This is a genomic window from Amycolatopsis rhabdoformis, from assembly GCF_035918295.1.
In the GTDB taxonomy this organism is placed as follows: Bacteria; Actinomycetota; Actinomycetes; order Mycobacteriales; family Pseudonocardiaceae; genus Amycolatopsis; species Amycolatopsis rhabdoformis.
In genome coordinates this window covers 6,610,168-6,636,933 of record NZ_CP142149.1, presented here as the reverse complement: position 1 = coordinate 6,636,933, position 26,766 = coordinate 6,610,168, and the positions used below count along the sequence as shown (strand labels likewise).

At 70.3% G+C, this 26,766-nt stretch carries 28 protein-coding genes; 20 read left to right on the top strand and 8 right to left on the bottom strand.

The window, feature by feature from the left end; genetic code table 11:
- Nucleotides 1-14 precede the first annotated feature (14 nt).
- From VSH64_RS30395 to VSH64_RS30360, 8 genes are all read left to right on the top strand, one after another.
- The gene (locus tag VSH64_RS30395; RefSeq protein ID WP_326566174.1) at nt 15-989 is read left to right on the top strand and encodes an AraC family transcriptional regulator; all 975 of its coding nucleotides are present in this window, start codon (nt 15-17) and stop codon (nt 987-989) included.
- Nucleotides 990-1,094: 105 nt separating this feature from the next.
- The gene (locus tag VSH64_RS30390; protein WP_326566173.1) at nt 1,095-1,817 is read left to right on the top strand and encodes an alpha/beta fold hydrolase; all 723 of its coding nucleotides are present in this window, start codon (nt 1,095-1,097) and stop codon (nt 1,815-1,817) included.
- A 41-nt stretch (nt 1,818-1,858) separates the two neighbouring features.
- Complete coding sequence (locus VSH64_RS30385; protein ID WP_326566172.1) at nt 1,859-3,295, top strand: 4-hydroxyphenylacetate 3-hydroxylase family protein; 1,437 nt, start codon at nt 1,859-1,861, stop codon at nt 3,293-3,295.
- Nucleotides 3,292-3,630 carry a cupin domain-containing protein gene (locus VSH64_RS30380; RefSeq protein WP_326566171.1) on the top strand — a complete coding sequence of 113 codons (339 nt, stop codon included), beginning with the start codon at nt 3,292-3,294 and terminating at the stop codon, nt 3,628-3,630. Before VSH64_RS30385 ends, VSH64_RS30380 begins: the two co-directional genes overlap by 4 nt.
- Nucleotides 3,627-4,166 carry a flavin reductase family protein gene (locus VSH64_RS30375; protein WP_326566170.1) on the top strand — a complete coding sequence of 180 codons (540 nt, stop codon included), beginning with the start codon at nt 3,627-3,629 and terminating at the stop codon, nt 4,164-4,166. Before VSH64_RS30380 ends, VSH64_RS30375 begins: the two co-directional genes overlap by 4 nt.
- A 1,338-nt stretch (nt 4,167-5,504) precedes the next feature.
- Nucleotides 5,505-6,431 carry a helix-turn-helix domain-containing protein gene (locus VSH64_RS30370; RefSeq protein WP_326566169.1) on the top strand — a complete coding sequence of 309 codons (927 nt, stop codon included), beginning with the start codon at nt 5,505-5,507 and terminating at the stop codon, nt 6,429-6,431.
- Between the two features lie 97 nt (nt 6,432-6,528).
- Nucleotides 6,529-7,410: a dioxygenase family protein gene (locus tag VSH64_RS30365; protein WP_326566168.1), complete on the top strand. Its 882-nt coding sequence runs from the start codon at nt 6,529-6,531 to the stop codon at nt 7,408-7,410.
- Between the two features lie 89 nt (nt 7,411-7,499).
- Nucleotides 7,500-8,126: a hypothetical protein gene (locus tag VSH64_RS30360; protein ID WP_326566167.1), complete on the top strand. Its 627-nt coding sequence runs from the start codon at nt 7,500-7,502 to the stop codon at nt 8,124-8,126.
- 1 nt (nt 8,127) lies between these two features.
- Here the strand turns inward: VSH64_RS30360 and VSH64_RS30355 are convergent, their stop codons facing one another.
- On the bottom strand, nt 8,128-8,745 hold the full coding sequence (locus VSH64_RS30355; protein WP_326566166.1) for a TetR/AcrR family transcriptional regulator: 618 nt from the start codon (nt 8,743-8,745) through the stop codon (nt 8,128-8,130).
- Between the two features lie 97 nt (nt 8,746-8,842).
- On the opposite strand from VSH64_RS30355, the gene VSH64_RS30350 reads away from it, so the two are divergent.
- From VSH64_RS30350 to VSH64_RS30340, 3 genes are read left to right on the top strand one after another with little or no spacing between them, the layout of a single operon-like run.
- Nucleotides 8,843-9,514 (top strand): nitroreductase family protein, encoded by a 672-nt coding sequence (locus tag VSH64_RS30350; RefSeq protein WP_326566165.1) that lies wholly within the window; start codon nt 8,843-8,845, stop codon nt 9,512-9,514.
- A 44-nt stretch (nt 9,515-9,558) separates the two neighbouring features.
- Entirely contained in the window at nt 9,559-10,770 is a 1,212-nt protein-coding gene (locus tag VSH64_RS30345; protein ID WP_326566164.1) for an MFS transporter, read from the top strand.
- A gap of 23 nt (nt 10,771-10,793) precedes the next feature.
- Nucleotides 10,794-11,534, top strand: a complete 741-nt coding sequence (locus VSH64_RS30340; RefSeq protein WP_326566163.1) for a HEAT repeat domain-containing protein — start codon at nt 10,794-10,796, stop codon at nt 11,532-11,534.
- Here the strand turns inward: VSH64_RS30340 and VSH64_RS30335 are convergent.
- Nucleotides 11,515-12,012, bottom strand: coding sequence for a kinase (locus tag VSH64_RS30335; protein ID WP_326566162.1), 498 nt, complete (start codon nt 12,010-12,012; stop codon nt 11,515-11,517). The genes VSH64_RS30340 and VSH64_RS30335 overlap by 20 nt on opposite strands.
- Before the next feature lie 21 nt (nt 12,013-12,033).
- Complete coding sequence (locus tag VSH64_RS30330; protein ID WP_326566161.1) at nt 12,034-12,984, bottom strand: LysR substrate-binding domain-containing protein; 951 nt, start codon at nt 12,982-12,984, stop codon at nt 12,034-12,036.
- A 108-nt stretch (nt 12,985-13,092) separates the two neighbouring features.
- Between VSH64_RS30330 and VSH64_RS30325 the strand changes: the two genes are divergently transcribed.
- The 9 genes from VSH64_RS30325 to VSH64_RS30285 are packed head-to-tail and all read left to right on the top strand — an operon-like array spanning nt 13,093 to nt 20,829.
- Complete coding sequence (locus VSH64_RS30325; protein ID WP_326566160.1) at nt 13,093-14,547, top strand: 2-hydroxymuconic semialdehyde dehydrogenase; 1,455 nt, start codon at nt 13,093-13,095, stop codon at nt 14,545-14,547.
- Nucleotides 14,544-15,359 carry a 2-keto-4-pentenoate hydratase gene (locus VSH64_RS30320; RefSeq protein WP_326566159.1) on the top strand — a complete coding sequence of 272 codons (816 nt, stop codon included), beginning with the start codon at nt 14,544-14,546 and terminating at the stop codon, nt 15,357-15,359. The genes VSH64_RS30325 and VSH64_RS30320 overlap by 4 nt, the downstream gene beginning before the upstream one ends.
- Entirely contained in the window at nt 15,356-16,300 is a 945-nt protein-coding gene (locus VSH64_RS30315; RefSeq protein WP_326566158.1) for an acetaldehyde dehydrogenase (acetylating), read from the top strand. Before VSH64_RS30320 ends, VSH64_RS30315 begins: the two co-directional genes overlap by 4 nt.
- A complete protein-coding gene (gene dmpG, locus VSH64_RS30310) occupies nt 16,297-17,322 on the top strand; it encodes a 4-hydroxy-2-oxovalerate aldolase (protein ID WP_326566157.1) in 1,026 nt (341 codons plus the stop codon). Before VSH64_RS30315 ends, dmpG begins: the two co-directional genes overlap by 4 nt.
- The gene (locus tag VSH64_RS30305) at nt 17,319-18,080 is read left to right on the top strand and encodes a 2-keto-4-pentenoate hydratase (RefSeq protein WP_326566156.1); all 762 of its coding nucleotides are present in this window, start codon (nt 17,319-17,321) and stop codon (nt 18,078-18,080) included. Before dmpG ends, VSH64_RS30305 begins: the two co-directional genes overlap by 4 nt.
- Complete coding sequence (locus VSH64_RS30300; RefSeq protein ID WP_326566155.1) at nt 18,080-18,511, top strand: RidA family protein; 432 nt, start codon at nt 18,080-18,082, stop codon at nt 18,509-18,511. Before VSH64_RS30305 ends, VSH64_RS30300 begins: the two co-directional genes overlap by 1 nt.
- Nucleotide 18,512: 1 nt before the next feature.
- Nucleotides 18,513-19,040, top strand: coding sequence for a 3-hydroxyanthranilate 3,4-dioxygenase (locus tag VSH64_RS30295; RefSeq protein WP_326566154.1), 528 nt, complete (start codon nt 18,513-18,515; stop codon nt 19,038-19,040).
- Nucleotides 19,040-20,035, top strand: coding sequence for an amidohydrolase family protein (locus VSH64_RS30290; RefSeq protein ID WP_326566153.1), 996 nt, complete (start codon nt 19,040-19,042; stop codon nt 20,033-20,035). The genes VSH64_RS30295 and VSH64_RS30290 overlap by 1 nt, the downstream gene beginning before the upstream one ends.
- On the top strand, nt 20,032-20,829 hold the full coding sequence (locus VSH64_RS30285; protein ID WP_326566152.1) for a tryptophan 2,3-dioxygenase family protein: 798 nt from the start codon (nt 20,032-20,034) through the stop codon (nt 20,827-20,829). The genes VSH64_RS30290 and VSH64_RS30285 overlap by 4 nt, the downstream gene beginning before the upstream one ends.
- 67 nt (nt 20,830-20,896) lie before the next feature.
- On the opposite strand, the gene VSH64_RS30280 is transcribed toward VSH64_RS30285, so the two are convergent.
- The 5 genes from VSH64_RS30280 to VSH64_RS30260 are packed head-to-tail and all read right to left on the bottom strand — an operon-like array spanning nt 20,897 to nt 26,755.
- The gene (locus VSH64_RS30280) at nt 20,897-22,021 is read right to left on the bottom strand and encodes an FAS1-like dehydratase domain-containing protein (RefSeq protein ID WP_326566151.1); all 1,125 of its coding nucleotides are present in this window, start codon (nt 22,019-22,021) and stop codon (nt 20,897-20,899) included.
- On the bottom strand, nt 22,002-22,403 hold the full coding sequence (locus VSH64_RS30275) for a carboxymuconolactone decarboxylase family protein (protein WP_326566150.1): 402 nt from the start codon (nt 22,401-22,403) through the stop codon (nt 22,002-22,004). The genes VSH64_RS30280 and VSH64_RS30275 overlap by 20 nt, the downstream gene beginning before the upstream one ends.
- Nucleotides 22,404-22,413: 10 nt before the next feature.
- On the bottom strand, nt 22,414-24,447 hold the full coding sequence (locus VSH64_RS30270) for an acetate--CoA ligase family protein (RefSeq protein WP_326566149.1): 2,034 nt from the start codon (nt 24,445-24,447) through the stop codon (nt 22,414-22,416).
- On the bottom strand, nt 24,447-25,628 hold the full coding sequence (locus VSH64_RS30265) for an iron-containing alcohol dehydrogenase family protein (RefSeq protein ID WP_326566148.1): 1,182 nt from the start codon (nt 25,626-25,628) through the stop codon (nt 24,447-24,449). The genes VSH64_RS30270 and VSH64_RS30265 overlap by 1 nt, the downstream gene beginning before the upstream one ends.
- A gap of 5 nt (nt 25,629-25,633) precedes the next feature.
- Nucleotides 25,634-26,755: a mandelate racemase/muconate lactonizing enzyme family protein gene (locus tag VSH64_RS30260; RefSeq protein WP_326566147.1), complete on the bottom strand. Its 1,122-nt coding sequence runs from the start codon at nt 26,753-26,755 to the stop codon at nt 25,634-25,636.
- Nucleotides 26,756-26,766: the final 11 nt, after the last annotated feature.

Genomic DNA, 26,766 nt, shown 5'->3' with positions numbered 1-26,766 from the left:
CACCGGGAGGCGGTATGACAGCAGCGCAGCTCGCGGCCGATCTGGCCGACGTCTCGCAGCAGGTGCTCGCGGCCAGCGGTGATCCGGACGAGGTCACGCAGGCCTGCACGGCGGCGTTGCGCCCACACCGGCTCGTGGTCCACTCGCGCCACGCGCGGCTGGCGACGCGCCTGGAGCACCTGGCGGCGGGCCCGATCTCGGTCAACCGCCTGCGCTACGGGGCCGACGTCACGGTCGCGCCCGCCGTGCCGGAGGAGGACAACTTCCTGCTGACGCTGCCGGTGGCTGGGTCGGCGAAGTTCACCTACGGCCGCGACACTGCGGAGCTAGCACCGGGCCGGCCGGCGGTCGTCGGGCCGTACCGGGAGTTCCGGCTGGACATCGACAGCGCGTTCGACCAGCTGATCGTGCGGATGGACCGGCGCTGGGTCGAGCGCACGGCGCGGCGGATCAGCGGGGTCGCGAAGGCCGGGCCGGTCGATTTGCCGCTTTCGCAACCGGAGCAGCCCGCGTTCCTGTACCGGCTGCTGGAGAGCGTGGTGAGCCTGCCGACGCTGGGGTCGAGCGTCGCGCGGCCGGAGGTGGGGCAGCAGCTCGGGGAGCTGGTGATCGAGTCGTTTCTGCTCTCGCAGCTGCGGGCCGACACCGAGCCGGAGCGGATGCCGTCGGCGCAGGTCAGGCGTGCGATGGAGTACCTGCTCGACCACCTGGCCGAGCCGATCAGCCTGTCGGCGGCGGCACGGTCGAGCGGCACGAGCTTGCGCAGCCTGCAGGCCGGCTTCCGGCGTGATCTCGACACCACGCCGGGCGCGTGGCTGCGCGCGCAGCGCCTCGACCGCGCGCGGCGCCTGCTGATGGCGGGCGAGCCGGGAACCACCACGGTGACCGGCGTCGCGGCGGACTGCGGGTACTTCCACCTGGGCGAGTTCGCCGCGCAGTTCAAGGCGCGCTTCGGGGTCACGCCGTCGGCGGTGCTGGGCCGCCGCTGAGGGCTGCGCGAATCCGATGGTCGCGCGTCGCTTCGCCGATAGTCGCTGCCGTTCGCGCGCAGCAGCATGTGCCGTACGCACTCAACGGTGAGAACGGAGCGGCGCATGCGGTTCGTACTGGTGCACGGGGCCTGGCACTTCGGGGAACTGTGGGAGCCCGTTCGCGGGCACCTGGAAGCGGCGGGGCACGAGGTGCACACGCCGACCGCGGGCGGCCTCGGCGAGCACGACGACAAGCACGTGGACCTGCGCGGGGCCGCGGCGCCGATCATCGACTACATCCGTGAGCACGACCTCACCGACATCGTGCTGGTCGGGCACAGCTGGGGCGGCTACCTCATTTCCCGCGTGGCGATCGCCCTGCCCGAACGCATCCGCCGGCTGGTGTTCTTCGCCGCGTTCGTGCCGGAACACGGCCGCGCCCTCGTCGACGAGATCCCGCCGCACCTGGTCGCCGCCCTGAAGGCCAACCACGACGAACGCGGCGACGGCGGCATGGTCCTGCCCTTCCCGGTCTGGCGCGATGCCTTCTACGGCGACGGCTCGGCCGAAGACGCCCAGCGCGTGTATGACGTGCTACGGCCGCAGCCGTGGACCACTTTCACCGACCCGGCCGACATGACGGGCTGGGACAAGGTGCCCCAGGCCTTCAGTTACCTCGCGCCGTCGGAGGACAACGACATCACGCAAGGCGAATGGGGCCGCCACCCGCGCCTGTCCAACCGCCTGGTGATGTTCCGCCTCGTCGGCATGCCCGGCAGCCACGAGGTGCTGCTCGCCGAACCCGAACTCACGGCGCGCAAGTTCATCGAAGCGGGACGGGACTGACCACCCTCCCTTGTGTACCGACCCCAGCGAAGGAGCGCCTGATGCGCAGCGGATCCGACTACCTCACCGCGATCGACGACGGCCGCCGCGTCTACCTCGACGGCAAACTCGTGGACGGCGTGGCCCGGCACCCGGCGTTCGCCCCGATCGCCCGGACCGTGGCCGAGCTGTTCGACCTCGCCGCGCAGCCGGGTTCTGCTCTGGTCCGGTCCGATGTGGACGGTAGCCCGGTGAACCGGCTGTTCACCGCACCCCGCAGTCGCGAGGACCTCACCGCGTTCCGCGAGGCCGCCACCACGTGGGCCCGGCACACGCACGGCTGGGTCGGCCGCAGCCCCGACCACGTCGGCGCGTTCCTCTCGGCCTTCGCCGCCCACCCCGAGGTCTTCGGCGACTACGCCGCCAACGTCAAGGCCTTCCAGCGGCGCGTGGTGGAGGAGGACCTGTACCTCTCCTACGCGATCATTCCGCCCCAAGTCTCGCGTGCCACCACCGCCAGCGCCTGGGACGGCGACCTGGTTCAGGTCGGCGTCGCCGAGGAGCGCCCCGACGGCATCGTGGTGCGGGGCGCGCAGATGTTGGCCACGGGCGGGCCGGTCGCGGACGAGATCCTGGTGTCCTGCATCAAGCCGCTGACTCCGGAGGACACGGACTTCGCGCTGAGCTTCGTGCTGCCGGTGGACACTGAAGGCCTCAAGCTCTACTGCCGCCGCCCGTACGCCCCGGCGGCGACCAGTTCGTACGACTACCCCCTGACCACCCGCTACGACGAGACCGACGCGCTGCTGGTGTTCGACGATGTGTTCGTTCCTTGGGAACGGGTCTTTGTCTACCGCGACGTGGCCGCGGTGCGCCGCCAGTTCTTTGATACCGGCGCGCACGTGCTGGGCAACTGGCAGGCACAGATCCGCTTCTCGGTGAAGCTGCAGTTCCTGGCCGGGCTGGCGCGCAAGGTCGCGGCCGTGAACGGGGTGGACCGGTTCCCCGGGGTTGTCGAGAAGCTCGGTGAGCTGGCGAGTCTGGTGTCCGTGGTGGAATCCGCCGTGCTCGCAGCGGAGTACACGGCCGCACCCGACTCGGCCGGCCTGTGGCGCCCGGGCAGCCGCGCGCTGTATGGGGCGATGGGGTTGCAGTCGGAGCTCTACCCGCGCGTGCTGGCAATCCTGCGCGACCTGGTGGGCGGCGGTGTGCTGCAGGTGCCGTCCAGCGTGGCCGACTTGACTAGTGCGGAGACCCGTGCGGACATCGATCGGTATGTGTACAGCCCCGGCACGCCTGCGGTTGAGCGCGTGAAGTTGTTCAAGCTGGTGTGGGATGCCGTGGGCAGTGAATTCGCTGGGCGGCACCAGCAGTACGAGCTGTTCTACGCCGGGGCGCCGTTTGTGGTGAAGGGGTATGCCTTCCGGAACTACGGGTTCGAGGATCCGGTGTCCGAAGTGGACCAGTTCCTGGCGGGGTACTCGGAGGAGGAGCAGTGAGCAAGGCCGAGCGCGAGTTCTTCCCGGTTTCCGACGTCGAGTTCACGGTGTGCAAGGGGGATGACCCGGCGATCACCGAGCGAATTCTCTCGTCTGACGGCGACGTGGCCACGCGCATCCTCCGCTACGCACCGGGTGCCGATTCGACGGCGATGGGGGTGCAGGTGCATGATTTTTGGGAGGAGGTTTACATTCTGGAGGGTTCGTTCACGGATCTCACGTTGGGCGAGACCTTCTCCCAGGGGATGTACGCCTGCCGCCCGCCCGGCATGGCGCACGGTCCTTGGCGCACCGACGAGGGTGTGCTGACGTTCGAAGTGCGCTACCGCGCATGACCAGCATGCCGCCCAGTTGCACGCCCGGACCGGGTCCTGTCGACGCGCTGGCGATGCGCGGCGTGATGGGGCGCTTCGCGACCGGAGTTGCGGTGGTGACTACCGGTGTTGACGGGGCGCCGCATGGGATGACGGTGAACTCGCTGACCTCGGTGTCGTTGGAACCGCCGTTGCTGCTGGTCTGCCTGACTACGGGCGCTCGGACCACCGATGCGGTGGTTGAGGCGCGGCGGTTCGCGGTGAACGTTCTGTCGACGCGGCAGGAGCAGTTGGCGCTTCGGTTCGCGCGGAGGGGTGAGGATCACTTCGAGGGGCTGGGTGTAACGCAGGGTTTGCATGAGATTCCGGTGGTTCCGGATGCGCTGGTGCATTTGGAATGCACGGTGGTGCGGGTGATGACGGCGGGGGATCATGAGGTCGTTTTGGGTGAGGTGGGACGGATCTGCCAACGGGAGGGGAAACCGTTGGGGTTTTTGGGCGGTCGGTTCAGTGATGTGGTGGACCGGGGGCATGAGGTGGTTCCTTGGTTCTTCTGATCCCTTGCTTCTTAGCGGCTGGTAGTGGGCTTCCCAGGCCGGCCCGCTCATGACTGGTCCCGTCTGAAATTCAGCTTCCCAACTCACTGGCACGCGCCGCCATCTATGAGACCGACGGCGGGCCACCCGGACTCAAGGCACTGCGGGACTCGTCCCGCCTGAAACTCAGCCACCCAACACGCCGGCACCCACCACCATCTGCAAGGCGGCCAGCGGGCCACCCAGGCTCAAGGCACTGCCCGACTCGTCCCGCCTGAAACTCAGCCACCCAACACGCCGGCACCTGCCACCATCTGCAAGACGGACAGCGGGCCACCCAGGCTCAAGACACCGCCCGACTCGTCCCGCCTGAAACTCAACCACCCAACACGCCGGCACCTGCCACCATCTGCAAGACGGCCAGCGGGCCACCCAGGCTCAAGACACCGCCCGACTCGTCCCGCCTGAAACTCAACCACCCAACACGCCGGCACCTGCCACCATCTGCAAGACGGCCAGCGGGCCACCTAACCCACTTTCCCCTCAACCCCATACCGACCTTTCCCCCGGCCGGCCCCCGACGAACGTAAGTGACACGGTTCGGGTGGGCTTGTCAAGGTACTCTTTCCCGCCTTGACAAGCCTGCCCGAACCGTCGTGACAATGGAAAGTTCGGGGAGCGACTCGTAAGCCGTGGTTGAGTCTTTTGATCTTTGCAGGCGCAGCCTGTTCAGGCGTCAGCCTGGGAGTTCTGCTGGGTTGTGGCCTCATGCCTAAAGACTCACGACTCAAGCCTAAAGACTCACGACTAAAGACTCGAGCCTCAAGAAACCTGCTTCGCAGCAAAAGACCAAAGAACGAGATGGCTAGCACCCGGGCTCTCAATCGTTCTACGGGCCTCGCTTTGTGTCAAGGCGGGAAAGATGCCTTGACACAAACCGAGTCCCGCAGAAGATGAACCGCCGTCGGGGGCCGGCCGGGGGAAAGTTTAGCCGCTTGAAACGGAAGCCCTGTCAGATGTTCGGCCTGGTCATCGTTCCTGACGGGCCGGTTCCCCTTTGGCGGGTGTCCCTGTTGTCAAGCCGGATGGTTCTGGTGGGTGTGGGGGTTTGGCTGCCGGCTGCCCGTTGTCCGGCCGTGCCGGCCGGACCGCTGCCCGCCGGACCGCTGCCCGCCCGACCGCTGCCTGCCCGACCGTGCCGGTCGGATCGCCGTCTGCTGTCCCGCCCGTCGTCGACACCAGGCAAGCAGGTGCGTCCAGGACCAGAGACTGCCCAGAAACCCCACCTGGCGCGATCCTTTCGGAACCCGGCACTCTCTCCCCTGGCCCCTCCCCGAAACTTGATCTACCTTACCTACCGTGGAGTCCTACCCCTATCGCACCTTCACGACCTGTGGGTTGGGTGAGGCGCGCCGGTTTGCGTTGTGGGAGCAGCACAACCAGGAGACGTTGGTGAGGTTGGCCTGTCGGACCCTTACGCAGGGGGTGTTCGAGGGGTGGGAGACGTCGGTGCGGGTGGGGGAGTTCAAGATTGCCAACATCACCGCGACGGCGCACGTGGTGGAGCGGGATCGGCAGCTGATCAGGCGGGACGAGAGTGGGCGCGTCGCGCTGTACTTCACGTTGTTCGGGGAGGCGTTTTTCTACCACGACAAGGGGATTCGGCTGCAGCGGCCGGGGACGTTGCTCGTGTGCGATCTCGATCATCCGTTCCTGCGCGGGTTTGCGCAAGGGTTGCGTGAGTACGTGTTGATGGTGCCGAAGGCCACGTACGAGCAGTTGACCGGTGGGGTGGCTCCGCAGGCGCCGGTGACGCGGCGGTTTTCGCTCACCGACGACGGCGGGAGTCCGGCTGCGGATCTGGCGCGGCTGCTGCGGGATCTGCTTGCCGCGCCGTTGAGTGCGGGGCCCGGGGCGGAGGGGCGGATCCGGGGGTTGCTCACCGAGTTGGGGGAAGGGGAGCGGCAGCCGTTGGCGGCGCAGCATCGTCGGAGGGTGCTGGCGCACATCGACGCGCACTTGGGTGACCGGGGGTTGACGACGGCGGCCGTCGCGGCGGCGGTCGGGTTGAGTGGGCGTCAGCTCACGAGGGTGTTCGAGCAGGGTGGCGTGACCCGGGTGATCCGGGAGCGGCGTCTCAGGGCGGCCCGTGAGCAGCTCATCGCCGAACCCGCGGCGCCGATCGCCGGCATCGCGCGCCGGTGCGGGTTCGCGTCCCACGCGCACTTCACGCGGGCGTTTCGTGAGCACTACGGAGTGCCGCCCTCCGCGGTTCGCGGGGCTTGACTCCGGCGGCCATCTGCTTGCCCACCGGAGCCGTGGCGCGGGCCGGAGGCTTGCGCCCCCGCGATGCTGGCGTTACGCAACGAGAGAGGACCCAACGATGAGTGGAGCGGTTTCCCCCAGCCAGGCCGGGCTGGAAGAAGGCCTGGTGGATGAGGTCGTGGCGTCGTTCGCGGAGGCGCCGAGTGAGCGGCTGCGCGAGGTGATGGGATCCGTCGTGCGGCACCTGCACGCGATCGTGCGCGAGACGCGGCTGACGGAACAGGAGTGGAACACGGCGATCGAGTTCCTGACGCAGACCGGGCACATCACCGACGACCGGCGGCAGGAGTTCATCATGCTGTCGGACGTGCTGGGCGTGTCGATGCAGACCGTCGCCGTGAGCAATCAGCTGGTGGGGAACGCGACGGAGGCGACGGTGTTCGGGCCGTTCTTCCACGAGGGCTCGCCGGAGGTGCCCAACGGCGGCGACATCGCGGCCGGGGCGCACGGGCAGCCGTGCTGGGTCGAGGGCCGGGTGACCGACACCGACGGGAAGCCGCTGCCGGGGGCGCGGCTCGAGGTGTGGGAGAACGACGAGGACGGGTTCTACGACGTCCAGTACACCGACGGGCGCGTGGCCGGGCGCGCGCACGTGTTCGCCGACGACGAGGGCTACTACCGGTTCTGGGCGCTCACGCCGACGCGGTACCCGCTGCCCACCGACGGGCCGGTCGGGCGGCTGCTCGAAGCCGTCGGGCGCTCGCCGTGGCGGGCCGCGCACCTGCACTTCATGGTGACGCACGAGGGGTACCGGCGGCTGGTCACGCACATCTTCGTGCAGGGCGACGACCTCTCCGACGTGGTGTTCGCCGTGCGCGAGTCGCTCGTGCTGCCGTTCGAGCAGCAGGCCGCGGGCACGTCGGCGCCGGACGGCCGTGACCTCGGGGACGCCACCTGGAGCCGGGTGCGGTTCGACGTGGTGCTGGCGCCCGAGAAGTAGCCGAGGCGGGCACACCGGGTTCCTGAACGCCCCCGTCGTGCCGGTGACCGGGTGGGCCGCGAGGCCGGTCCGGTGCCATCGTCGTGATCATGCGATTGCATTCGGTGAACCGGAAAACGGTGTGGCGGGTGGCGTTGACGGTGGTCCTGGGCCTGACCCTGACCGCAGGGACAGCCGACGCGGCGGTGTCGTCGGCGCGGTCTCCGGCGGCGCACCCGCCGCCCGTGGCCGTGCCGCCGCCGGGCTCGGTGTACGCGTCGTGGACCCACTCGCACGGCGAGCTGGTGGGGCTGGCCCCGAAGGCGCGACCGTCCGATGTGTCCTCACCGCAGGCCATCGTCTCGGCGCTGCACGAAGCGCTCGACGGCCCGCAGGGCAAATGGAACCCGGACCGGTTGCGCTCACTCGTGGTGCCCAACGCCGTGTTCATGGCGCTGGACCTCGACGCCACCGGCGCGACGACCGTGAGCAACAACTCGCTCGTCGACTTCCTGCAAGCGGTGCAGGACGTGCACAGCCAGAGCGGGTGGTACGAGCGCGTCACCAAGATCATCGACGTGTCGACCGTGGCCAAGAAGGGCGGCAAGCTCGCGGTGGTGCACTACACCGGCGTCGCGACCACCACGCCCGGCGGGGAACCCGTGGCACAGGGCGATTCCCAGGCGTCGCTGATGTTCGACGGGGCCCGCTGGTGGGTCGTGAGCGACACCTGGTGATTCAGATTCCCACGCGACGGCGGTAGTAGTCGTGGGCGAGCTCGCGGATCTCGCCCACGACCCGCTCGTCGCCGCGCGGGTCAAGACTGAACGCGAAGTCCCACAACGCACCGACCATCTCGATCGCGATCCGGCACGTCATCGCGTCGACCGGTTCGCCCTTGAACTCACTGGCTTTCCGCCGCCACAGCTCCGTGAGCGTTTCGCGGTAGTGGGCGTGGATGAGGACCACGCTGTCCGACGCGCGCCGGTCGAACCACAGCTCGCGCAGGCCCGGCCACTTCGCGAAGTGCTTGCGGTACGAGGAGATGTTGGCGTCGAGCAGGTCGTGGAACGACTCGTAGTGCTTGGCGTGCACGCGTTCGACGGCCGCGATCAGGTTCTCCATGTACTGCGCGGCGACGGCGGCGATCACTGAATCGACGTCCGGGAAGTAGTGGTAGATCGTGGCCGCCGAGGTGCCGGCGCCGTCGGCGATCGCGCGGAGCGTGACCTCGGGGCTGTGCGGGCCGTGGTCGTCGATGAGCTTCGTGGCCGCCTCGACGATCTTCGCGCGGCGCGCGCGCCCGCGTTCCTGAGGGGGCAGCAGCTGCTGCCACGGCTGTTGCCCGGCGGTCACGCGGTGAGTTTACACAGGCGGAGTGCTTGACACGGCCGTCTCACGCGCCTCATAGTCAAACTCGATTCGAGTTCGACTATGGACGACGAGGTGATCAGTGGACGTCTACGAGGCGCTCTACACCACACGGGTGATGCGGCGGATGAAACCCGACCCGATCTCGCTGGAGAGCCAGTGCCGCATCCTCGACGCGGCGATCCGTGCGCCCAACGGCGGCAACGCGCAGTCGTGGCGGTTCGTGGTCGTCGACGACCCCGGGCTGAAGGCGAAGCTCGCGGACGTCTACGCGCGGTGTCGCGAGCGCGAGTACGCCGAGCTCGTGGAGGGCCGGCTCGGCGTGCTCAAAGACCAGGACCGCGCCGAGTGGTGGGAAACCATGCGCGCGCAGATCAAGCGCTCCGGTGACTACTTCGGCGAGCACTTCGCCGAGACGCCCCTGCTGGTCTTCCTGTACACCGCCGAACCCCACTTCGGCGCCAACGTGTTCCCGGCCGTGTGGAGCGCGATGCTCGCCGCGCGGGCCGAAGGCATCGGCGGGGTGCTGAGCACGTTGCTGCGGTTCGAAGAGTCCACTGTGGCCGAACTGCTGGCCGTGCCCGAGGACGAAGGCTGGCAGCTCGGCGCGATGATGGCGTTCGGTTACCCGCTCGGCCGCTGGGGCATCGCGGCGAAGCGGCGCCCGGTGCACGAGGTGGCGCGGCGCAACGGCTGGACCGGCGAGTTCGGTGTCGAGGTGCCGGAACCGTTGTGGGGCAAGGACTTTTCGTAGGGGGCTGTCGGTTTCGCGGGGGGTTGGTCTTTCGGAGGCAAGCTGTGCGGTACAGAGCTCTGGTCCTGTCCTTCCTCGCGGTTCTCGTCGACGGGTTCGACACGGCCGCGCTGTCCTTTTCGATTCCTTCGCTGGCGCACGAGTGGCACGCGACGGCCGCGGCGTTCACGCTCGCGATCGTGGCCACGAACGTCGGCACGGTCGCCGGTTACCTCGCCACGGGCCGGCTGTGCGCCCGCTTCGGCCGGCGGCCCGTGCTGCTGACGGGCGTCGGCTTGTTCGCGGCCGGCACGGTGCTCACGGCGGTGGCGCTGCCGTCGCACTCGATGGCGCTGCTGGCGTTGACACGCCTGGTGGCGGGCCTCGGCCTCGGCGCGGTGCTGCCCGCCGCGGTGTCGTTCGCGGTCGAGCACTTCGCGCCGGCGTACCGCTCGCGCGTGTCTGTGGGGGTGACGCTGGGCCTCGCGGCGGGCGCCACCCTGGGCGGCTTCTTCGGCGGCAAGCTGATCACCGCCCTTGGCCCGACGGGCGTCTTCTGGCTCGCCGGCGCGGCCACGGTGCTCGTGTTCGTGGCGATGCTGGTGGGGCTGCCGCCGGCGGTCGCCGTCGCCGTGTCCCCGCAGGGGGCTTCGGTGCTGCGCCTGTTCGGCACCGAGCTGCGGGCGAACACGGGCTGGTTGTGGGCCTACTCGTTCCTCGTGTTCGCCTCGTCGTACACGCTCATCTCCTGGTCGCCGACGCTGCTGACGAGCTACGGCTTCACCCGCACGCAGGCCCCGCTCGGCCTCGCGTTCGTGAGCCTGGGCGGCATCATCGGCGGCCTGGTCCTCATCCCGGTGGCCGCGCGGATCGGCATCATGCGCGCGCTGGTGGTGCTGCCGGGGCTCGGCGTGGTGTTCATGCTGGTCGCCGGCCTGGCGCACCTGTCGGGCGCGGTGTTGCTGCTGGTGCTCACCGTCGCCGGGGTCGGCATCATCGCCGGCCACATCGGGCAGACGGCGCTGGCGGTGGCCCTGTACGACCTCGATGCCCGCACCACCGGCGTCGGCTGGTCCGCGGCGTTGGGCCGGCTCGGGTCCGTGGCCGGGCCGGCGGGCGCGGGGCTGCTGCTGGCGCTGGCGTTGTCGGCGGGGAGCATCCTGGTGATCGCCACGGTTCCGGCGTTGGTGGCGATGGGATGTGCCCTGGTGCTGTGGCGGAGGAATCGGGTGCGGGCGGAATTGCGTACCGCCGCGGCGGTGGATGTGGTTCCGTGAGGTGACCCCGGGGGAGGACGCGGATGGACACCAGCGACGACATCGAGCGGCTCATCCGCCTCCTCGACTCCGACGGCCACGACGCCAACGGCCTGGGCCCGGACGACGCCCAGGGCGAGTTGACGGCGCTCGGCCGCGCGGCGGACGTGGTCACTCCGCTGGTGCGGGCGTTGCCGGGACTGGGGCCGTTCGCGCAGCTCTGTGCGGTGGAGATCTTCCAGGAGCTGCGTGATTCCCGTGCGGTGGCCGCGCTGATCACCCTGCTGGACAGCGCCGACGAGCGGGTGCGGGAGTGGTCCGCGTATGCGCTGGCTGATCTGCGGGCAGTGGAGGCGGTGCCGACGCTGAAGCGGGCGTGGTCGGCGAGCAAGGCGCGGGGTGACGATCCCGGGGAGGGTGAGCCGCGGAGTCTGCGCTCGGCGCTGACCGTGCTCGGCGCTCGTTCGTCGGTGCGCCCGGGCGTGCCTGCGGCTTCGGGCATCGGCGCGGTCGAGGCATGGCCGTCGGCGCGGTTGGTGGAGGTGCTCGACGAGCTGGCGGTCCGCGACCAGGTGATCCTGGGCTTCACGGTGTGGCGGATCGGCGAGAAGGGCGGGCTCTACTACGACGACGCCACACCGCGGGCGGCTGATCTCGACTTCACCGCGCCGTGGCCGGCGATCGTCCGGCAGGCGCACGCTGCGGCTCGCACCGACGCGCTGGTCATCCAGCCCCGAGGAGACCTGGTGGCGGCGATCGACTGGATCAGCAGCACCGACGTCTGACGGCGGCGTCGATCAGCGCCACTGTTTCCTTCACAGCCAGCTCGGGCCCGAGCACCACCTCACCGGGCACGCCGAGCCGGTCGTCCGGGAGGTACCAGCCGCGCATGTCCTCCGGGGTGAACTCGGTGGACTGCGGTCGCGTCGCGTGCCGGCGGACGGTCTCGGGGAAGGGGACCGCGAAGAAGAAGGCCGAGCCGTCGTGGTCGGCGAGCAAGCGGCGCAACATTTCGCCGTAGCGGGCCGCGGGGAAGATGCCCTCGAGGATCACGTCGTAACCGGCCGCGAGGGTGTGGCGGCACATCACGTCGATGAGACCGATGTTCACCCCACCGGGCACGTCGTGTTCCCGGAGGATCTCCCGGCGGACCACGTCCTGCCGGACGAGCGCGGTGCCGCGGCCCCAGTGGGTGCGCAGAGTGCGTGCGATCGTGGTCTTGCCGGCGCCGGACGGGCCGCGGAGGAGGACGAGGCGGGGCACAGCGGCCAAGGTAACCCAGCCTCACGAACCAGGGCTGAACCGCCGATTCACCTCCCCCGCCTGCTCCACCAGCTTCTCGATCAACGCACTCGCCGACGGAGTAGGCGTCCGGGACGCCGGCATCGTGATCCCCACGCTGTGCCCCACCGGGTCCAGGGACAGGGGCAGCCCCACGATGTCCGGGTCGGCGTCGGTGATGAGGCGGGGGAGGGCGGCGATGGTGTCGGTGTCGCGCAGGAGTTGGCGGACCGTGAGGAACGAGGTGGCCTCGACGCGGTTGGTGGGGAGGGGCACGTCGTTGCTGTGGAACAGTTCCTCGAGCTCGCGGCGCAGCGACGTTTCGGGGCCGGGCAGGATCCAGGGGTAGCCGGCGACCGTGGCGAGGTCGACGGTGGCGGCGCCGGCCAGAGGGTGGGTGGCACGGACGACCAGCACCACGGACTCGTCGTAGAGCTTGCGGCGCAGGAAGCCTTCGTCGGAGATCTGGGTGAGGCGGCCGACGATCAGGTCGAGCCGGCCGGCGGTGAGTTCCACGAGCAGGGACTCCGGGGTGCCGTCGCGCACGGCGACGGTGAGGTTCGGCCGCTCGGCCTTCAGGGCGGCGATGGCGCGCGGCAGCAGCACGTTGGAGCCGAACAGGTGCGTGCCCACCACCACCGTGCCGCGTTCGGCGCCGGCGAGTTCCACGACGTGGCGGGCGGCCTGGTGGGCCTGGGCGAGGATCGCGCGGGCGTGTTCGGTGAAGGCCTCGCCGTAGACGGTGGGCGTGAGGCCGCGCGGGCCGCGCTGGAAGAGCTCGACCTCGAGGATGTCCTCCAGCTCACGCAGGCCGCGCGTGGCCACCGGCTGGGTCACGTGCAGCTCGGCGGCGGCGCCGACGATCGTGCCGCGGCGGGCGATGGCGTCGAGCAGCACCAGGTGGCGGAACTTCATCCGGCCGTCGAGCAGGCGCGGCAGCTCGTGAAGGGTCATGACGGGCAACTATAGCCATTTGGGCATACCAGGATCAGCATTTGGCATTTGTCAGGCATAGCAAGAGGTCGCGACCATGGGAGGAGACCAGATCGGGGAAGGGCGGACATGACGGTGCTCAAGAGTTTCGTGGACGGGCGGTTCACCGACAGCGGTGGTGACCTGTTCGACAAGGTCAGCCCCGTCGACGGGACCCTCGTCACCCAGGTCGAGGAAGCCGACCAGGCCGTGGTCGACCGCGCGGTGCGCGCCGCCCGGGCCGCGCTCGACGGGGCGTGGGGCCGGACCACCGCCGCCGACCGCGTCACGGTGCTGCGGCGCATCGCCGACCGCATCGACGAGCGGTTCGACGACCTGCTCGCCGCGGAGGTCGCCGACACCGGAAAGCCGCTGGACCTGGCCCGCCGCCTCGACGTGTCGCGCGCCGCCGCCAACTTCCGCGCCGCCGCCGACACGATCGCCTCGGCCGGGCTCGACTCGTTCCTCACCGAAGGGCCGTCCGGACGCGCACTGAACTACGCGCTGCGCCGCCCGCTCGGTGTGGTCGCGGTGATCGTGCCGTGGAACCTGCCCCTGCTGCTGCTCACCTGGAAGGTCGCGCCGGCGCTGGCCGCGGGCAACGCCGTGGTGGTGAAGCCGTCGGAGGAAACGCCGTCGAGCGCCACGCTGCTGGCCGAGATCATCACCGAGGCCGGCGCGCCCGACGGCGCGTTCAACGTGATCCACGGCTTCGGCCCCGGCTCGGCCGGCGAGTTCCTCACGAGCCACCCGGGCATCGACGGCGTGACCTTCACCGGCGAATCCCGCACCGGCTCGGCCATCATGCAGGCCGTGGCGCCGCGCGTGCTGCCGGTGTCGTTCGAGCTCGGCGGCAAGAACGCGGCCGTGGTGTTCGACGACGCCGACCTGACCCGGACCGTCGACGGCCTGGGTCGCTCCACGTTCACCAACACCGGCCAGATCTGCCTGTGCACCGAGCGCATCTACGTGCAGCGCGGCGTGTTCGACGAGGTCGCCGCCGGGCTCGCCGAGCGCGCCGAGGCCCTGCGCTTCGGCCGCCCCGACGACCCGGCCACCACCACCGGCCCGCTGATTTCCCGGCAGCACCGCGAAAAGGTGCTCTCCTACTACGAGCTCGCCGAGCAGGAAGGCGGGAAGCTCCTCACCGCCGGCGGCGTGCCCGAGCTGGGTGAAGAGCTCGCCGGCGGCGCCTGGGTGCGCCCGGCGCTGTGGACCGGCCTGGACAACACGAACCGCGTGCTGCGCGAGGAGATCTTTGGGCCGGTCGCGGCGCTCGTGCCGTTCGACACCGAGGACGAGGCGATCCGCCTGGCCAACGACAGCGACTACGGCCTCGCCGCCGCCGTGTGGACCACCGACCTCGAACGCGGCCACCGCGTGGCGGGCGCAATGCGCGTGGGCATGTCGTGGGTCAACACGTGGTACCTGCGTGATCTGCGCTCACCGTTCGGCGGCTCCGGGCTCTCCGGCATCGGCCGCGAGGGCGGTGTGCACTCGCTGCACTTCTACACCGAGCCGACCAACGTCTGCGTGGCCCTGTGAACGCCCGCGTCGCCGCGGCGATCGACACCGCAGTCGCCCGCCTGCAACGGGCCGAGCGCGACCGCGAGCCCGTGCAGCCGGTGCGGGAGTTCCTCGGCGAGGACGCGATCGACGCCGCGTATGAGGTGCAGCGCCGGATCATCGCGGCCAAGGTCGCGAACGGTGCGCGGGTGGTCGGCCGCAAGATCGGGCTCACGTCGGAGGCGGTGCAGCGTCAGCTCGGCGTCGACCGGCCCGATTTCGGCGTGCTGCTCGACGACATGGTGTTCGGCGACCGCGCCGAGCTGCCCCTCGGCCGGTTCTGCCAGCCGCGCGTGGAAGGCGAGGTCGCCTTCGTGCTCGGCGCCGACCTGCCGGAGCGCGCGACGGTGGTCGACGTGCTGCGGGCCACGGACTTCCTGCTGCCGGCCATCGAGATCGTCGACTCGCGCGTGGCCGGCTGGGACATCCGGATCACGGACACGGTGGCCGACAACGCGTCCAGCGGCGCGGTGGTGCTCGGCACGCGGCCGGTGAAACCGTCCGAAGTGGACCTGGCTTCGCTCGGCATGGTGCTGGAACACGGCGGTGAGCCGATCTCGACCGGTGTCGGCGCGGCCTGTCTCGGTTCGCCGGCGGTCGCCGTCACGTGGCTGGCCCGGGAGGTGGCCGGGCGCGGCGAGCCGTTGCGCGCGGGCGAGGTCGTGCTCGCGGGTGCGTGGGGACCCATGGTGGGGGTGACCGCGCCGGGGACCTACCTGGCCCGGTTCGAAGACATCGGAGAGGTCCGCGTGGGGTTCACCGCCGGGCCCGACGAAGGGAAGCGCGCATGAGCACCCCGGTGGCGATCATCGGGTCGGGCAACATCGGCACCGACTTGATGTTCAAGGTCAAACGGCTTTCGAGTGAGCTCGAAGTCGCCGCGATGGTGGGCATCGACCCGGCGTCCGACGGTCTCGCGCGGGCGAAGCGGCTCGGCGTGGCGACCACGTCCGACGGCGTGGCCGGCCTCGTCGCCCTGCCCGAGTTCGCCGACATCCGGCTCGTGTTCGACGCGACCTCGGCCGGCGCGCACCGGCACAACAACGAGGTCCTGAGCGCGCACGGCAAGCAGCTCGTGGACCTCACGCCGGCCGCAATCGGGCCGTACGTGGTGCCGACGGTGAACCTCGAAGCGCACCTCGATGCGCCCAACGTCAACATGGTCACCTGCGGCGGCCAGGCCACCACACCGATCGTGGCCGCGGTTTCCTCGGTGGTTCCGGTGGCGTACGCGGAGATCGTGGCGTCCATCGCGTCGCGCTCGGCCGGGCCCGGCACGCGGGCCAACATCGACGAGTTCACCGAGACGACCGCGCGGGCCCTGGAAACGGTCGGCGGAGCCGCGCGGGGCAAGGCGATCATCGTGCTCAACCCGGCCGATCCGCCGATCACCATGCGGGACACGGTGTTCTGCCTCGTCGAGGACGCCGGATCGTCCGAAGTGGACGAGAGCGCGGTGAGCGCGTCCGTGGAGACCATGGTGGCGCGCGTGCAGGACTACGTGCCGGGCTACCGGCTCAAGCAGCAGGTGCAGTTCGACCGCGTCGACGAGCCGTTCCTGCCGGCCCTCGGACGCGCGTTCCGCGGCGTGAAGGTGTCGGTGTTCCTGGAGGTCTCGGGCGCCGGGCACTACCTGCCGGAGTACGCCGGGAACCTCGACATCATGACCTCGGCCGCCCTGCGGACCGCGGAACGGCTCGTGCAGGTCGCCGCGGAAGGAGCCCTTCGATGACCGGCAAGCTCTACGTGCAGGACGTGACGCTGCGGGACGGCATGCACGCCATCGGCCACCGCTACACCGTCGGGCAGGTGCGCTCCATCGCCGCCGCGCTCGACGCGTCCGGAGTGGCCGCGATCGAGGTGGCGCACGGCGACGGCCTGGCCGGCTCCAGCGTGAACTACGGCCACGGCGCGGCCACCGACACCGCTTGGATCGCCGCCGCGGCCGAAGTCGTGCAGAACGCCAAGCTCACCACGCTGCTGCTGCCCGGCGTCGGCACGATCGACGACCTGCGCGCGGCGCGCGACCTCGGCGTCGCCAGCGTTCGCATCGCCACGCACTGCACCGAGGCCGACATCGCGATCCAGCACATCGGCTGGGCTCGGGACAACGGCATGGACGTGGCCGGGTTCCTGATGCTGAGCCACCTGAACTCGCCCGATGGCCTGGCGACGCAGGCGAAGATCATGGAAGACGCGGGCGCGCACTGCGTGTACGTCACGGATTCCGGTGGCCGGCTGACCATGACCGACGTGGCCGCCCGCGTCGACGCCTACCGCGCGGTGCTCGACCCGGGCACGCAGATCGGGATCCACGCGCACGAGAACCTGTCGCTGTCGGTGGCCAACAGCGTGACCGCGGTGGAGCACGGCGCCTACCGGGTCGACGCGTCGCTGGCCGGCCAGGGCGCGGGTGCCGGGAACACGCCGATCGAAGCGTTCATCGCCGTCGCCGACCTGCTCGGCTGGGACCACGGCTGTGACCTGTTCGGACTGCAGGACGCGGCCGAGGACCTCGTGCGGCCACTGCAGATCCGGCCGGTGCGCGTGGACCGCGAGACGCTCACCCTGGGCTACGCCGGCGTCTACTCCAGCTTCTTGCTCCACGCCGAACGCGTCGCCGGCCGCTACGACCTCGACGTGCGCGCGATCCTGCTGGAAGCCGGAAAGCGCGGGCTGGTCGGCGGCCAGGAGGACATGCTCGTCGACGTCGCCCTCGACCTGCTGGCCGCCCGAGAGGGGGCCCCGGCGTGAGCGACGACTTCGCGGCACGGCTCGACGAAGCCGCCACCACCCGCACCCCGTGCGCCCAGCTGCCCGCCGGGCTCTCGCTCGACGACGCCTACGCCGTGCAGCGGCAACTGGTCGACCTCCGCCTCGCGCGCGGCGAACGCTCGATCGGCGTCAAGCTCGGCTTCACCAGCAAAGCGAAGGCCGCGCAGATGGGCGTGGCCGACGTGATCATCGGCCGCCTCACCTCGGGCATGGTCCTCGCCGACGGCGACGAGCTCGACCTCTCCCGGCTCATCCACCCGCGAGCCGAACCCGAGGTCGCCTTCCGGCTCAGCCGCGCCGTCGAGCCGGGCGAAGTGCCCGGCCCGGACCTGATCGACGCCGTGGCGCCCGCGATCGAGATCATCGACTCGCGCTACCGCGACTTCAAGTTCTCGCTCGCCGACGTGGTCGCCGACAACACCTCGGCCGCCGCGTTCGTGCTCGGTCCGTGGCGTGCCCTGGACGCCGGCCTCGACAACCGCGGCGTGCTGTTCGAAGTGGACGGTCGTCTCGTGGCCTCGGGCTCCACCGCCGCGATCCTCGGTGATCCGCTGCGCGCGATCCCGGCCGCCGTCCGCATGGCGCAACGCCACGGTCTGCCGCTCACCGCGGGCACGGTGCTGCTCGCGGGCGCGGCCACACCGGCGGTCGCCTTCGAACCCGGCACCCAGGTGAGCGCCACCGTGTCGGGTCTCGGCCGGGCCCGGTTCTCTGTGAAAGCTCGGGAGGAAAACTGATGACCGAAGCCAAAACGCTGGCGGACAAGGCGAAACCCCGCGGCCGCTTCCCGCACGTGAAACGCGCCGGTGACCTCGTGTTCGTCTCCGGCACCAGCAGCCGCCTGCCGGACAACACCTTCGCGGGTGCCGAGGCCGACGAGTTCGGCACCACCACGCTCGACATCCGCGTGCAGACCGCTGCCGTGCTCGACAACATCGCCGACATCCTCGCCTCCGTCGGCGGGAGTCTCGCCGACGTCGTGCAGGTCACCAGCTACCTCGTGAACATGAACGACTTCGGCGGCTACAACGAGGTCTACGGCCGCTACTTCGACGAAACCGGCCCGGCCCGCACCACTGTCGCCGTGCACCAGCTGCCGCACCCCCACCTGCTCATCGAGATCCAGGCCGTCGCCCACGTGCCGAGCGAATCCCACGGAGGAAACTGACATGTCCGACATCAACCCCGTTTTCAACTTCGCCGCGTGGGTCAAGGAACACGAGCACCTGCTCAAGCCGCCGGTCAACAACAAGCAGATGTGGGAGCGCACCGGCGATTTCATCGTTCAGGTGGTGGGTGGGCCCAACCAGCGCACCGATTTCCACGTCGACCCGTACGAGGAATGGTTCTACCAGGTCAAAGGCAACATGCACGTCAACGTGATGACCGACGAAGGTCAGCAGACCGTGCACGTGCGCGAAGGCGATATGTGGCTTCTGCCGGGAAACACGCCGCATTCGCCGCAGCGGCCCGAGGCCGGCTCGATCGGTGTTGTCATCGAACGGGTCCGTGAAGAAGGTACGCTCGAGAAGTTCCAGTGGTACTGCCTCAACTGCGAAGCCCTCGTGCACGAGGTCGAGCTGCAGGTGCGGGACATCGTCGAGGACTTGCCACCGGTGTTCGAGCAGTTCTACCGCGACGAGTCGGTGCGCAAGTGCGCCAAGTGCGGCACGGTGCACCCCGGAAGGTCCGCCTGATGAGCCAGGTCATCGACGTCCACACCCACTACGTGCCCCGCGGCTGGCCCGAGCTGGGTGAGGGCCTGCCGTGGCTGCGCGTGGAAAACGAGCGTGAGGCGACCATCATGGTCGGCTCGCGCGAGTTCCGCCGCATCCTCGCCGACTGCTGGGACGCCGGCGTGCGGCTGGGGGACATGGGCGAGGACCAGGTGGACATCCAGGTCGTGTCGCCGACCCCGGTGTTCTTCTCCTACGACCGCACGCCTGCGGAGGCCGTGCGCATCACGAAGGTGTTCAACGACCTCGCGCTGGAGATCTGCGAGCCGGCCGGTGGGCGGTTGCTGCCGTTCTGCCAGGTTCCGTTGCAAGACCCGGAGCTGGCGTGCGCCGAGCTCGACCGCTGCGTGGCCAACGGGCACCGCGGCGTCGAGATCGGCAACCACGTGGGCGACCGCGACCTCGACGACGCCGGGATCGTGATGTTCCTGCGGCACTGCGCCGACACCGGGGTGCCGGTGTTCGTGCACCCCTGGGACATGGCGAGCTCACCGCGGCTCAACCGCTGGATGGCGCAGTGGATCACGGGCATGCCCGCCGAAACGCACCTGTCGCTGCTCGCGATGATCCTCGGCGGCGTGTTCGACCAGGTACCCGAAACGCTGAAGATCTGCTTCGCCCACGGCGGCGGCTCGTTCGCCTTCTGGCTCGGGCGCCTGGAAAACGCCTGGCACCAGCGCAACGACGTACTCGGCGGCTCGGCCAAGCCGCCGTCGAGCTACGTCGGCCGGTTCTCGGTGGACAGCGTGGTGTTCGACCCGTCGGCGCTGCGGCTGCTGGTCGACGTGCTCGGTGTCGAGAACATCCTGCTCGGCAGCGACTACCCGTACCCGCTCGGCGAACGGCCGGTGGGCCAGGTCGTGCACAAGGCGCAGTTCCTCTCCGACGCCGACCGCGCCCTGCTGCTCGGCGGCAACGCCGCGCGGTTCCTGTCCCTGCCCGAGCAGGCCGGATGACGGCGTACAACTCGTACCTGAAAGCCGACGTGCTGCACACGCTGCAGCAGCCGGTGACCGACCTCGAGGGCGAGCGGTCGTTTCTGGTGGTGTGCCAGGTGCAGGAGCTGTACTTCGGCTTGATCGCCACGGAGCTGCGGTTCGCGGCGCAGCACCTGCGAGCGGGCGAGACGCCGGCGGCGGCTGCGGCCCTGCGCCGCGCGGCGGACCACTTCGCCGGCGTGAACGCGTCGTGGAAGTCGCTGGAGTGGATGACCGTCGGCGATTTCCTGCCGATCAAAACCGGACTCGGTTCCGTGCACGGCAAGTCCTCGTCGTTGCAGTCGTGGAAGTACCGCGAGGTGGTGTTCCTGCTCGGCATCCGGCCGCACGCGCTGGCCGACCCGGTGGCGTCGATGCCCGACGAGCACTCGGCGCTGCTGACCACACTGCGGGAACCCAGCCTGTACGACGACGCGCTGGCGCTGCTGAGCCGACGCGGACTGTCCATTCCGGACTCGGTGCTGAACCGTGATCCGCAAGAGGAACACGATTCCCACCCCGAAGTGGCGCGCGCGTGGACCGCGGTGTTCTACGGTGGCGACGACGAGCTGGTGGACCTGCGGTTCTGCGGCGAGGCCCTGATGAAGGTCGCGGAAGGCTACGCCGAGTACAAGCACCTGCACCTCGTGGCCACACGCCGGTCGTTCGGCCACCGGCCCGGCTACTACGGCGCGAGCGGCCTCGACTGGCTCGCGCGCACGGCGATCGAGGTGCCGTTTCCCGAGTTGTGGTCGATGCACCCCGAAGCCTGATGCACCGGCGGGCGGCGCGAAAACCCTCGCGCCGCCCGCCGTGCGGCTCAACTCAGCTCGGTACGAATCAACTCAAGCGCACCAGCGCACTGCCCTCGGCGGTCTGCTCGCCGAGCTGGTTGCGCGCGGACAACGCGATCAGCACCTCGCCGTTGTCGCGGACCTCGGTCACCGTGCCACCGCACCACACGGTGTCGCCGAAGATGTCCGGGCGGCGCAGGCGCACGGAGAGCTCGCGCAGAGAACCGGCGTCACCCATCCAGTTCAGCACCGGGTGCGCCATCCAGCCGCACTTCTGCGGGCCGTTGTTGTACGCGCCGGGCATGCCGATCTCCTTGGCCACCTCCGGGTCCTGGTGCCCGAGACTGGGCAGCACGCGTTCGCTGAAGTACGTGGGGTCGTAGTTGTTCGGCAGCAGTTCCGGCGATTCGACGGCCCACGTGCGGTAAAGCCACGAGAGCTCGGCCGCCTTGTAACCGGGCGAGCCGATACAGCCGGCGTAGTACGCGGTCATCGTGATCTGGTCGATCGGGCCCTTCACGACCTCGGGCACGACGTCGCCGACCCGCACGTCAGCCGGGTTGCGCGGCGTCGCGCCCTGGCGGACCTCCGTGGTCGCCCAGCGGCGGATCTCCTCCAGCTCCTCGTCGCGGTACGCGTGCCGGTCGCGGGCCTGGTACGACAAGCCGCCCGAAGCCGACGCGCGCGGCACGCGGAACGTGCTGGCCAGCGCCTCGGCCAGCAGCACACCGTCGCTTTCGCGCCGGTACTCGGTGTGCACGCGCTGGATGGCGAAGCGCGACGAGTGGCGGCCACTGTGGACGGTCACCTTGCCCAGCCGGGCCTTCGGCAGGATCCGGTCGCCGCGGTGGATCGTCTCGTGGAACACCCACTCCGTGCCGGCGTAGATCGGCTGCACCCCGGGGAATCCGAGGCCGATGGCGCCGTCGTAGCTGGAGTAGAGGAACGTCGGCGGGGCGATCACGTCTCCGTGGGCGCTCGCCGCCGCGTACTGCTCGTCGTGGAACAGCGGGTTGGGATCGCCGAGGCCCCAGGCGTAGTGGCGGATGGTGTCGAGCGTGGCCTCGTTGTTCCACGGCTCGACGCGGATCTCCTGGCCTTCGAGTGCCGAGGCCTCCGACAGCATCTCGTCGGTGATCTCGGTGCTGAACTCAAGACGCGTGGTGGCCATTGGTGCTCGTCCCCTCTTCCTCGAAGTCGTTCTCCCAGGCCGCCCACAGCTTGTAGCCGACCTTGCCCCAGCCCGACACACCGAGCACGAGGAACGCGATCTGCAGCGACTCGCGCAGCTGCTCGGCGGTGAGCCCGGCCCGCTTGGCCGCGCGCAGGTGGTTGATCGCGCCGCCGGCGTTGCTCACCGCGAGGTCGAACATGACCAGCAGCAGCTCTTTCATCGCCAACGTGAGGCCGTCGGCGTGGTCGGTGTAGATCCGCTCGCGGATGTCGGTGTAGTCACCGGCGAAGCCCTCGTCCATCGCGAACATCGTCGAGATGGCGGGCGGGATGTTGCCGAGGGACTCCTGGTAGTGCTGCAACCTGTCTTGCGCGGTCATTTCCGTCCTTTCACTTTCGCCCCAGCGCGTCGATCGCGCGGATCCCGTCGGCCAGCACGACCACGGGGTTGAGCTCGACGAACGACACCGGCTGGTCCGCGAGTGCCGTGAACAAGGTGGTGATGGCGGTGTTGAGTGCGCCGACGTCACCGGCGGCCTGGCCGCGGTAACCCGACAGCAGCACGCCGAGCCGGGATTCCCGCAGCGTGGCGAGGCGTTGCTCGGGCGACCAGCCGTGCCAGAGCACGACCTGGTCGTCGAGCAGTTCGGCGTTGACCCCGCCCGGGCGCAACACGGCGGACAGGCCGTACTCCGGGTCGCGCACCACCGCCACCAGCACTTCCTGCCCCGCGCCGACGCCCTGCTGCACCACGACCTCGTCGCCGTGTTCGGCGCAGACCTTCGCGACGCGCTCGTACGCCTCGGCCAAGCCGGCCTCGTCACGCACCACCGCGACGGCGCCGAGTTCGGACCGGTGCGCGATCGTCTGCCCGGCCGCCTTCACCGCCACGGGGTAGCCCCACTGCCGGGCCGCCTGCTCGGCAGCCTCCAGGTCGGGCGCGGAAACCCAGGGCGCCCACGGGAAATCCGCGGGCACCAGCGCGGCGACCTCCGTCAACCCGAGGTGGGCCACGGGCTCGTCGGCCGGTTCGGCGGCCGCCGGTCCCGGGTCGCCGGCCAGCAGGCTCAGCGCCTGCACCGCGCGTTCCGGGGTCGGCACCACGGCCACGCGCGCCGCGGCGAGGCGCGCGAGCAGGGCTTCCGGGATCGGGTCGTCTTCGCTGAGGTGGCTCAGCACCACCGGGCTCGCGGTGGCCGGCCGCGCGGTGAGTACGTCGGCGAGCACGTCCCGGTCGTGGGCGAGGCTCGACTCGACGGCCACCACCACGTCCGACTCCGGCGCTTCGGACAGCGTCGCCACCGTCCGCGCGAACGTCTCGGTCTCCCCGAGGAACGGCACGTCCATCGGGTTGTGCAACTCCACGCGATCGGCCAGCACCGTCCGCAGCCGGTCCCGGGTCGCCGCGTTCAACGCCGGCAGCGACAACGCCGGTGCCTGCTGCACGCGGTCGGCCAGCACCACCGCGCCCGCACCGGACACCGACGCGGCCGTGATCCGCGGCCGCGCCGGCAGCTCGCCGACGATCTGCGCGGTGACCAGGCAGTCGGCCAGCTCCGCGATGCCCGGCACCCGCACGAACCCGGCTTGCCGCAGCACCGCGTGCGAGATGTCGCTCGACCCCACCACGCGCCCGGTGTGCCCGCCGGCGGCGAGCTGGCCGAGGTCGCTGTCGGCGATCTTGACCAGGAACACGCGTTTGCCGGTGCGCGCGATGGCCTCGGTCGCGGCCGGCAGCCACTCGAGATCGGTGATGGCTTCGAGGAACAGCCCGACCGTGCGCACGTCGTCGCGAGCCAGCACGCCGACGAGCAGTTCGAGCGCACCGACGTCGAACTCGTCGCCGGTGCTGAACCAGTGCGCGATGCCGCCGCCGCGGCGCAGGATCGACATGAGCAGGCCGTTGCCGCTCGCGCCGCTCTGCGTGATCATCGCGACCGAACCCGCGCGTGCCGGCCCGCGGCCGAGCACACTCGAGAAGTTCAGGTGTGCCCCGGAAACCACGCTCATCGTGCCGACGCAGTTGGGCCCGATCACGCGCAGCCGGCGATCCGGCGAGGCGAGGAACCGGTTGAGCTCCTGACGTGGTGCGCTGTCCGGCCGTTCGAACCCGCTGCCGATCACCACCGCCACCCGCACACCGCGGCTGTCGAGGTCGTAGAGCGCGCCGGGCACCTGGTCGGCGGGCAGGTTCACGATGGCGGCCTCGGCCGCGTCGACCGGGAGGTCGAGCACGCTCGGCACCGCGGGGTAGCCGCCGACGACGGCGTGGCGCGGGTTCACCACGAACACCTCACCCGCGAACCCGTAGCGGCTCAGGTAGGCCAGCGGCCGGCCCGCGGGTTTGGCCGGGTCGGCCGACGCGCCCACCACGACCACACTGCGCGGCGAGGTGATGCGGTCGACCAGCGAGGGCTCCGCCATCACGCGGCTCCGGTCACGGTGCCCGACCACGCGTGGCGCAGCACGCCGAGCACCGCGTCGGCGTCAGGCACTCGCTTGGGGTTGAAGAACAAACCGCGGTCCTGCATGACTTCCTCGGCCACCCGCGGTAGATCCGATTCGGCTAGGCCGGTGTCCGCCAACGTCCGCGGCACACCCGAACGCCGCTGAACGAGCGCCGCCAGCACGGCCGCGCTCCCGGTTTCGCCGAGGCCGTCGCCGAGTGCCCGAGCGAGAATCGCCTGCTTCGCCTCGGTGTGATCGTGGTTGTACTCCAGGACGTACGGCAGCATCACGGAGTTCGCGACCCCGTGCGGCACGCCGTAGGCGGCCCCGAGCACGTGGCACACGGCGTGGTGCAGGCCGACGCGCGCGTTGCTGATCACGAGACCGCCGATGGCCGCCGCGGTGAGCGCGTCTTCGAGCAGGTCGACGGGCAGCGGTCCGGTGGCGCCGCCGATGCTCGGCAACGTGGTGGCGAACCGGCGGGCGCCTTCGGCCGCCAGCGCGTCCGTGAACGGCGAAGCCGACTTCGAGTAGAGCGCCTCGGCGCAGTGCGCGAGACCGTTCATGCCGGTGGTCAGCAGCAGCTCGGCCGGGACGTCGGTGAACAGCTCCGGGTCGTACACGACCACGCGGGACGCCACTTTCTGGTCCCAGAACACGCGTTTGATCCCGCGGGCGTCGGTGGCGCCGCCGCCCGGCGTCACCTCCGCGCCCGACAACGTGGTGGGGATGGTGACCACGGGGATCTTCGGCTGGTCGAGCTGCACGTGCCGCAGCACGTCGGGCGGGGTGAACGTGCTGCACTTGGCTTCGAGCGGAAACCCTTCGGACAGCAGGATGGAAAGCGCTTTCGCCGTGTCGCTCACGCTGCCGCCGCCCACGGCCACGAGGGCGTCGGGCGGGTCGTCGCGCAGCTGCCGGGCCATCGCCTCGGTGTCGGTGATCGGCGCGTGCGGCGCGATCTTGCCGAACTCGTGGCGGACTTCGAAGCCCTGCAACGCTTCCCGCGTCGCCCGGCCCGCGGCCGACGCGAGCGAGCGCGGGCTGCCCACGAGGCACACCGAACGGGCCGAGAGCGCGGTGAGCTCGCCGGGCACCGTCGCGATCGTGCCCGCCCCCACGGTGAGCACCTGCCTTGCCTGGTCGTAACGGAACACGCGGGTCAGCTCCTTTCCCCGGGCCGGTCGGTCCGGAACCGCGCGAGCGCGGCTTCGTCGATGTCGAACCCGAAACCGGGTTCGGCAGGAATCCGCAGCACGCCGTCGCGGATCTCGGGCGGAGTGGTCACGAGGTCGCCGTCGAGGTTGAGCAGGTACGCGAGCTCCGCCGGGTGCTGCGCCGTGACGGGGTTCGCGGCGGCGAACGCGGCGCTGGTGTAGGTGCCGATGGCCGAGTCACCCTGGCTGCCCACGATCGCCTGCGCACCCACGGCCGCGCAGAACTCGCGGATCCGCGTCGACGCGCGGATTCCGGTGCGCGCCAGCTTGATGCTGATCATCGTGCACCGCCGGGCGAGCACCTCGGTCGCGACTTCCCGCGGGGTCGTGCAGCTCTCGTCGCCGAGCACCGGCACGGTCGATTTGGCGACCACGTCGGCGCGCCCGAGCACGTCTTCGGCCGGGCACGGCTCTTCGATCCACGCGAGCCGATGGTCCTTTGTGGACTCCAGGAAGGTCATCGCGTCGGCCGCCGAGTAACCGTGGTTGGCGTCCACGTAGATCAGCGCGTCGGGGTGCTCTTCGCGCAGTGTGGCCATCAGCCGCACGTCGCGGTCGAGATCGAGGCCCACCTTGACCTTGTAGCTGGTGATGCCGTGGTCGGCGCGCAGTGCCGCGGTCTCGGCCACGACCTCGTCGATCGTGCCCGCGCCGAGGATCGCCGTCACGCGGGCCTGCGGCGCGTAACCGCCGAGCAGCTCGTGGCACGGCACGCCGAGCGTTTTGCCGAGCGCGTCGAACATCGCCAGCTCCACGGCACCGCGCGCGGTCGGGTTGCCGGCGAGGTGGCGCAGCCGGTGGCCCAGCTCTTCGGTGCCGAGCAGGTCGAGCGACTGCGCGGCGGGCGCGATCATGGTGTCGATCACGTGCGCGATCGACACGGTGGTCTCGCCGTAGATCATCGGCCGCGGGATGGCCTCGGCCAGGCCCACCACCCCGTCGGCCGTGCGCACGCGCACGAGCAGGTGCTCGGCGTGGGTGAGCCGGCCCGTCGCGAACTTCACCTCGTGTTTCAGTGGGATCCGGAACGGGATGACGTCGATCGAGGAGATCTTGCTGGTTGTCACCTGTCGCACAC

Excerpts from the sequence above, each read along its gene's own strand:
- VSH64_RS30395 (WP_326566174.1), top strand. The coding sequence starts at position 15 with ATGACAGCAGCGCAGCTCGCGGCCGATCTGGCCGACGTCTCGCAGCAG.
- VSH64_RS30390 (WP_326566173.1), top strand. The coding sequence starts at position 1,095 with ATGCGGTTCGTACTGGTGCACGGGGCCTGGCACTTCGGGGAACTGTGG.
- VSH64_RS30385 (WP_326566172.1), top strand. The coding sequence starts at position 1,859 with ATGCGCAGCGGATCCGACTACCTCACCGCGATCGACGACGGCCGCCGC.
- VSH64_RS30375 (WP_326566170.1), top strand. The coding sequence starts at position 3,627 with ATGACCAGCATGCCGCCCAGTTGCACGCCCGGACCGGGTCCTGTCGAC.
- VSH64_RS30365 (WP_326566168.1), top strand. The coding sequence starts at position 6,529 with ATGAGTGGAGCGGTTTCCCCCAGCCAGGCCGGGCTGGAAGAAGGCCTG.
- VSH64_RS30360 (WP_326566167.1), top strand. The coding sequence starts at position 7,500 with ATGCGATTGCATTCGGTGAACCGGAAAACGGTGTGGCGGGTGGCGTTG.
- VSH64_RS30340 (WP_326566163.1), top strand. The coding sequence starts at position 10,794 with ATGGACACCAGCGACGACATCGAGCGGCTCATCCGCCTCCTCGACTCC.
- VSH64_RS30330 (WP_326566161.1), bottom strand. The coding sequence starts at position 12,984 with ATGACCCTTCACGAGCTGCCGCGCCTGCTCGACGGCCGGATGAAGTTC.
- VSH64_RS30325 (WP_326566160.1), top strand. The coding sequence starts at position 13,093 with ATGACGGTGCTCAAGAGTTTCGTGGACGGGCGGTTCACCGACAGCGGT.
- VSH64_RS30315 (WP_326566158.1), top strand. The coding sequence starts at position 15,356 with ATGAGCACCCCGGTGGCGATCATCGGGTCGGGCAACATCGGCACCGAC.
- dmpG (WP_326566157.1), top strand. The coding sequence starts at position 16,297 with ATGACCGGCAAGCTCTACGTGCAGGACGTGACGCTGCGGGACGGCATG.
- VSH64_RS30300 (WP_326566155.1), top strand. The coding sequence starts at position 18,080 with ATGACCGAAGCCAAAACGCTGGCGGACAAGGCGAAACCCCGCGGCCGC.
- VSH64_RS30295 (WP_326566154.1), top strand. The coding sequence starts at position 18,513 with ATGTCCGACATCAACCCCGTTTTCAACTTCGCCGCGTGGGTCAAGGAA.
- VSH64_RS30290 (WP_326566153.1), top strand. The coding sequence starts at position 19,040 with ATGAGCCAGGTCATCGACGTCCACACCCACTACGTGCCCCGCGGCTGG.
- VSH64_RS30285 (WP_326566152.1), top strand. The coding sequence starts at position 20,032 with ATGACGGCGTACAACTCGTACCTGAAAGCCGACGTGCTGCACACGCTG.
- VSH64_RS30280 (WP_326566151.1), bottom strand. The coding sequence starts at position 22,021 with ATGGCCACCACGCGTCTTGAGTTCAGCACCGAGATCACCGACGAGATG.
- VSH64_RS30275 (WP_326566150.1), bottom strand. The coding sequence starts at position 22,403 with ATGACCGCGCAAGACAGGTTGCAGCACTACCAGGAGTCCCTCGGCAAC.
- VSH64_RS30270 (WP_326566149.1), bottom strand. The coding sequence starts at position 24,447 with ATGGCGGAGCCCTCGCTGGTCGACCGCATCACCTCGCCGCGCAGTGTG.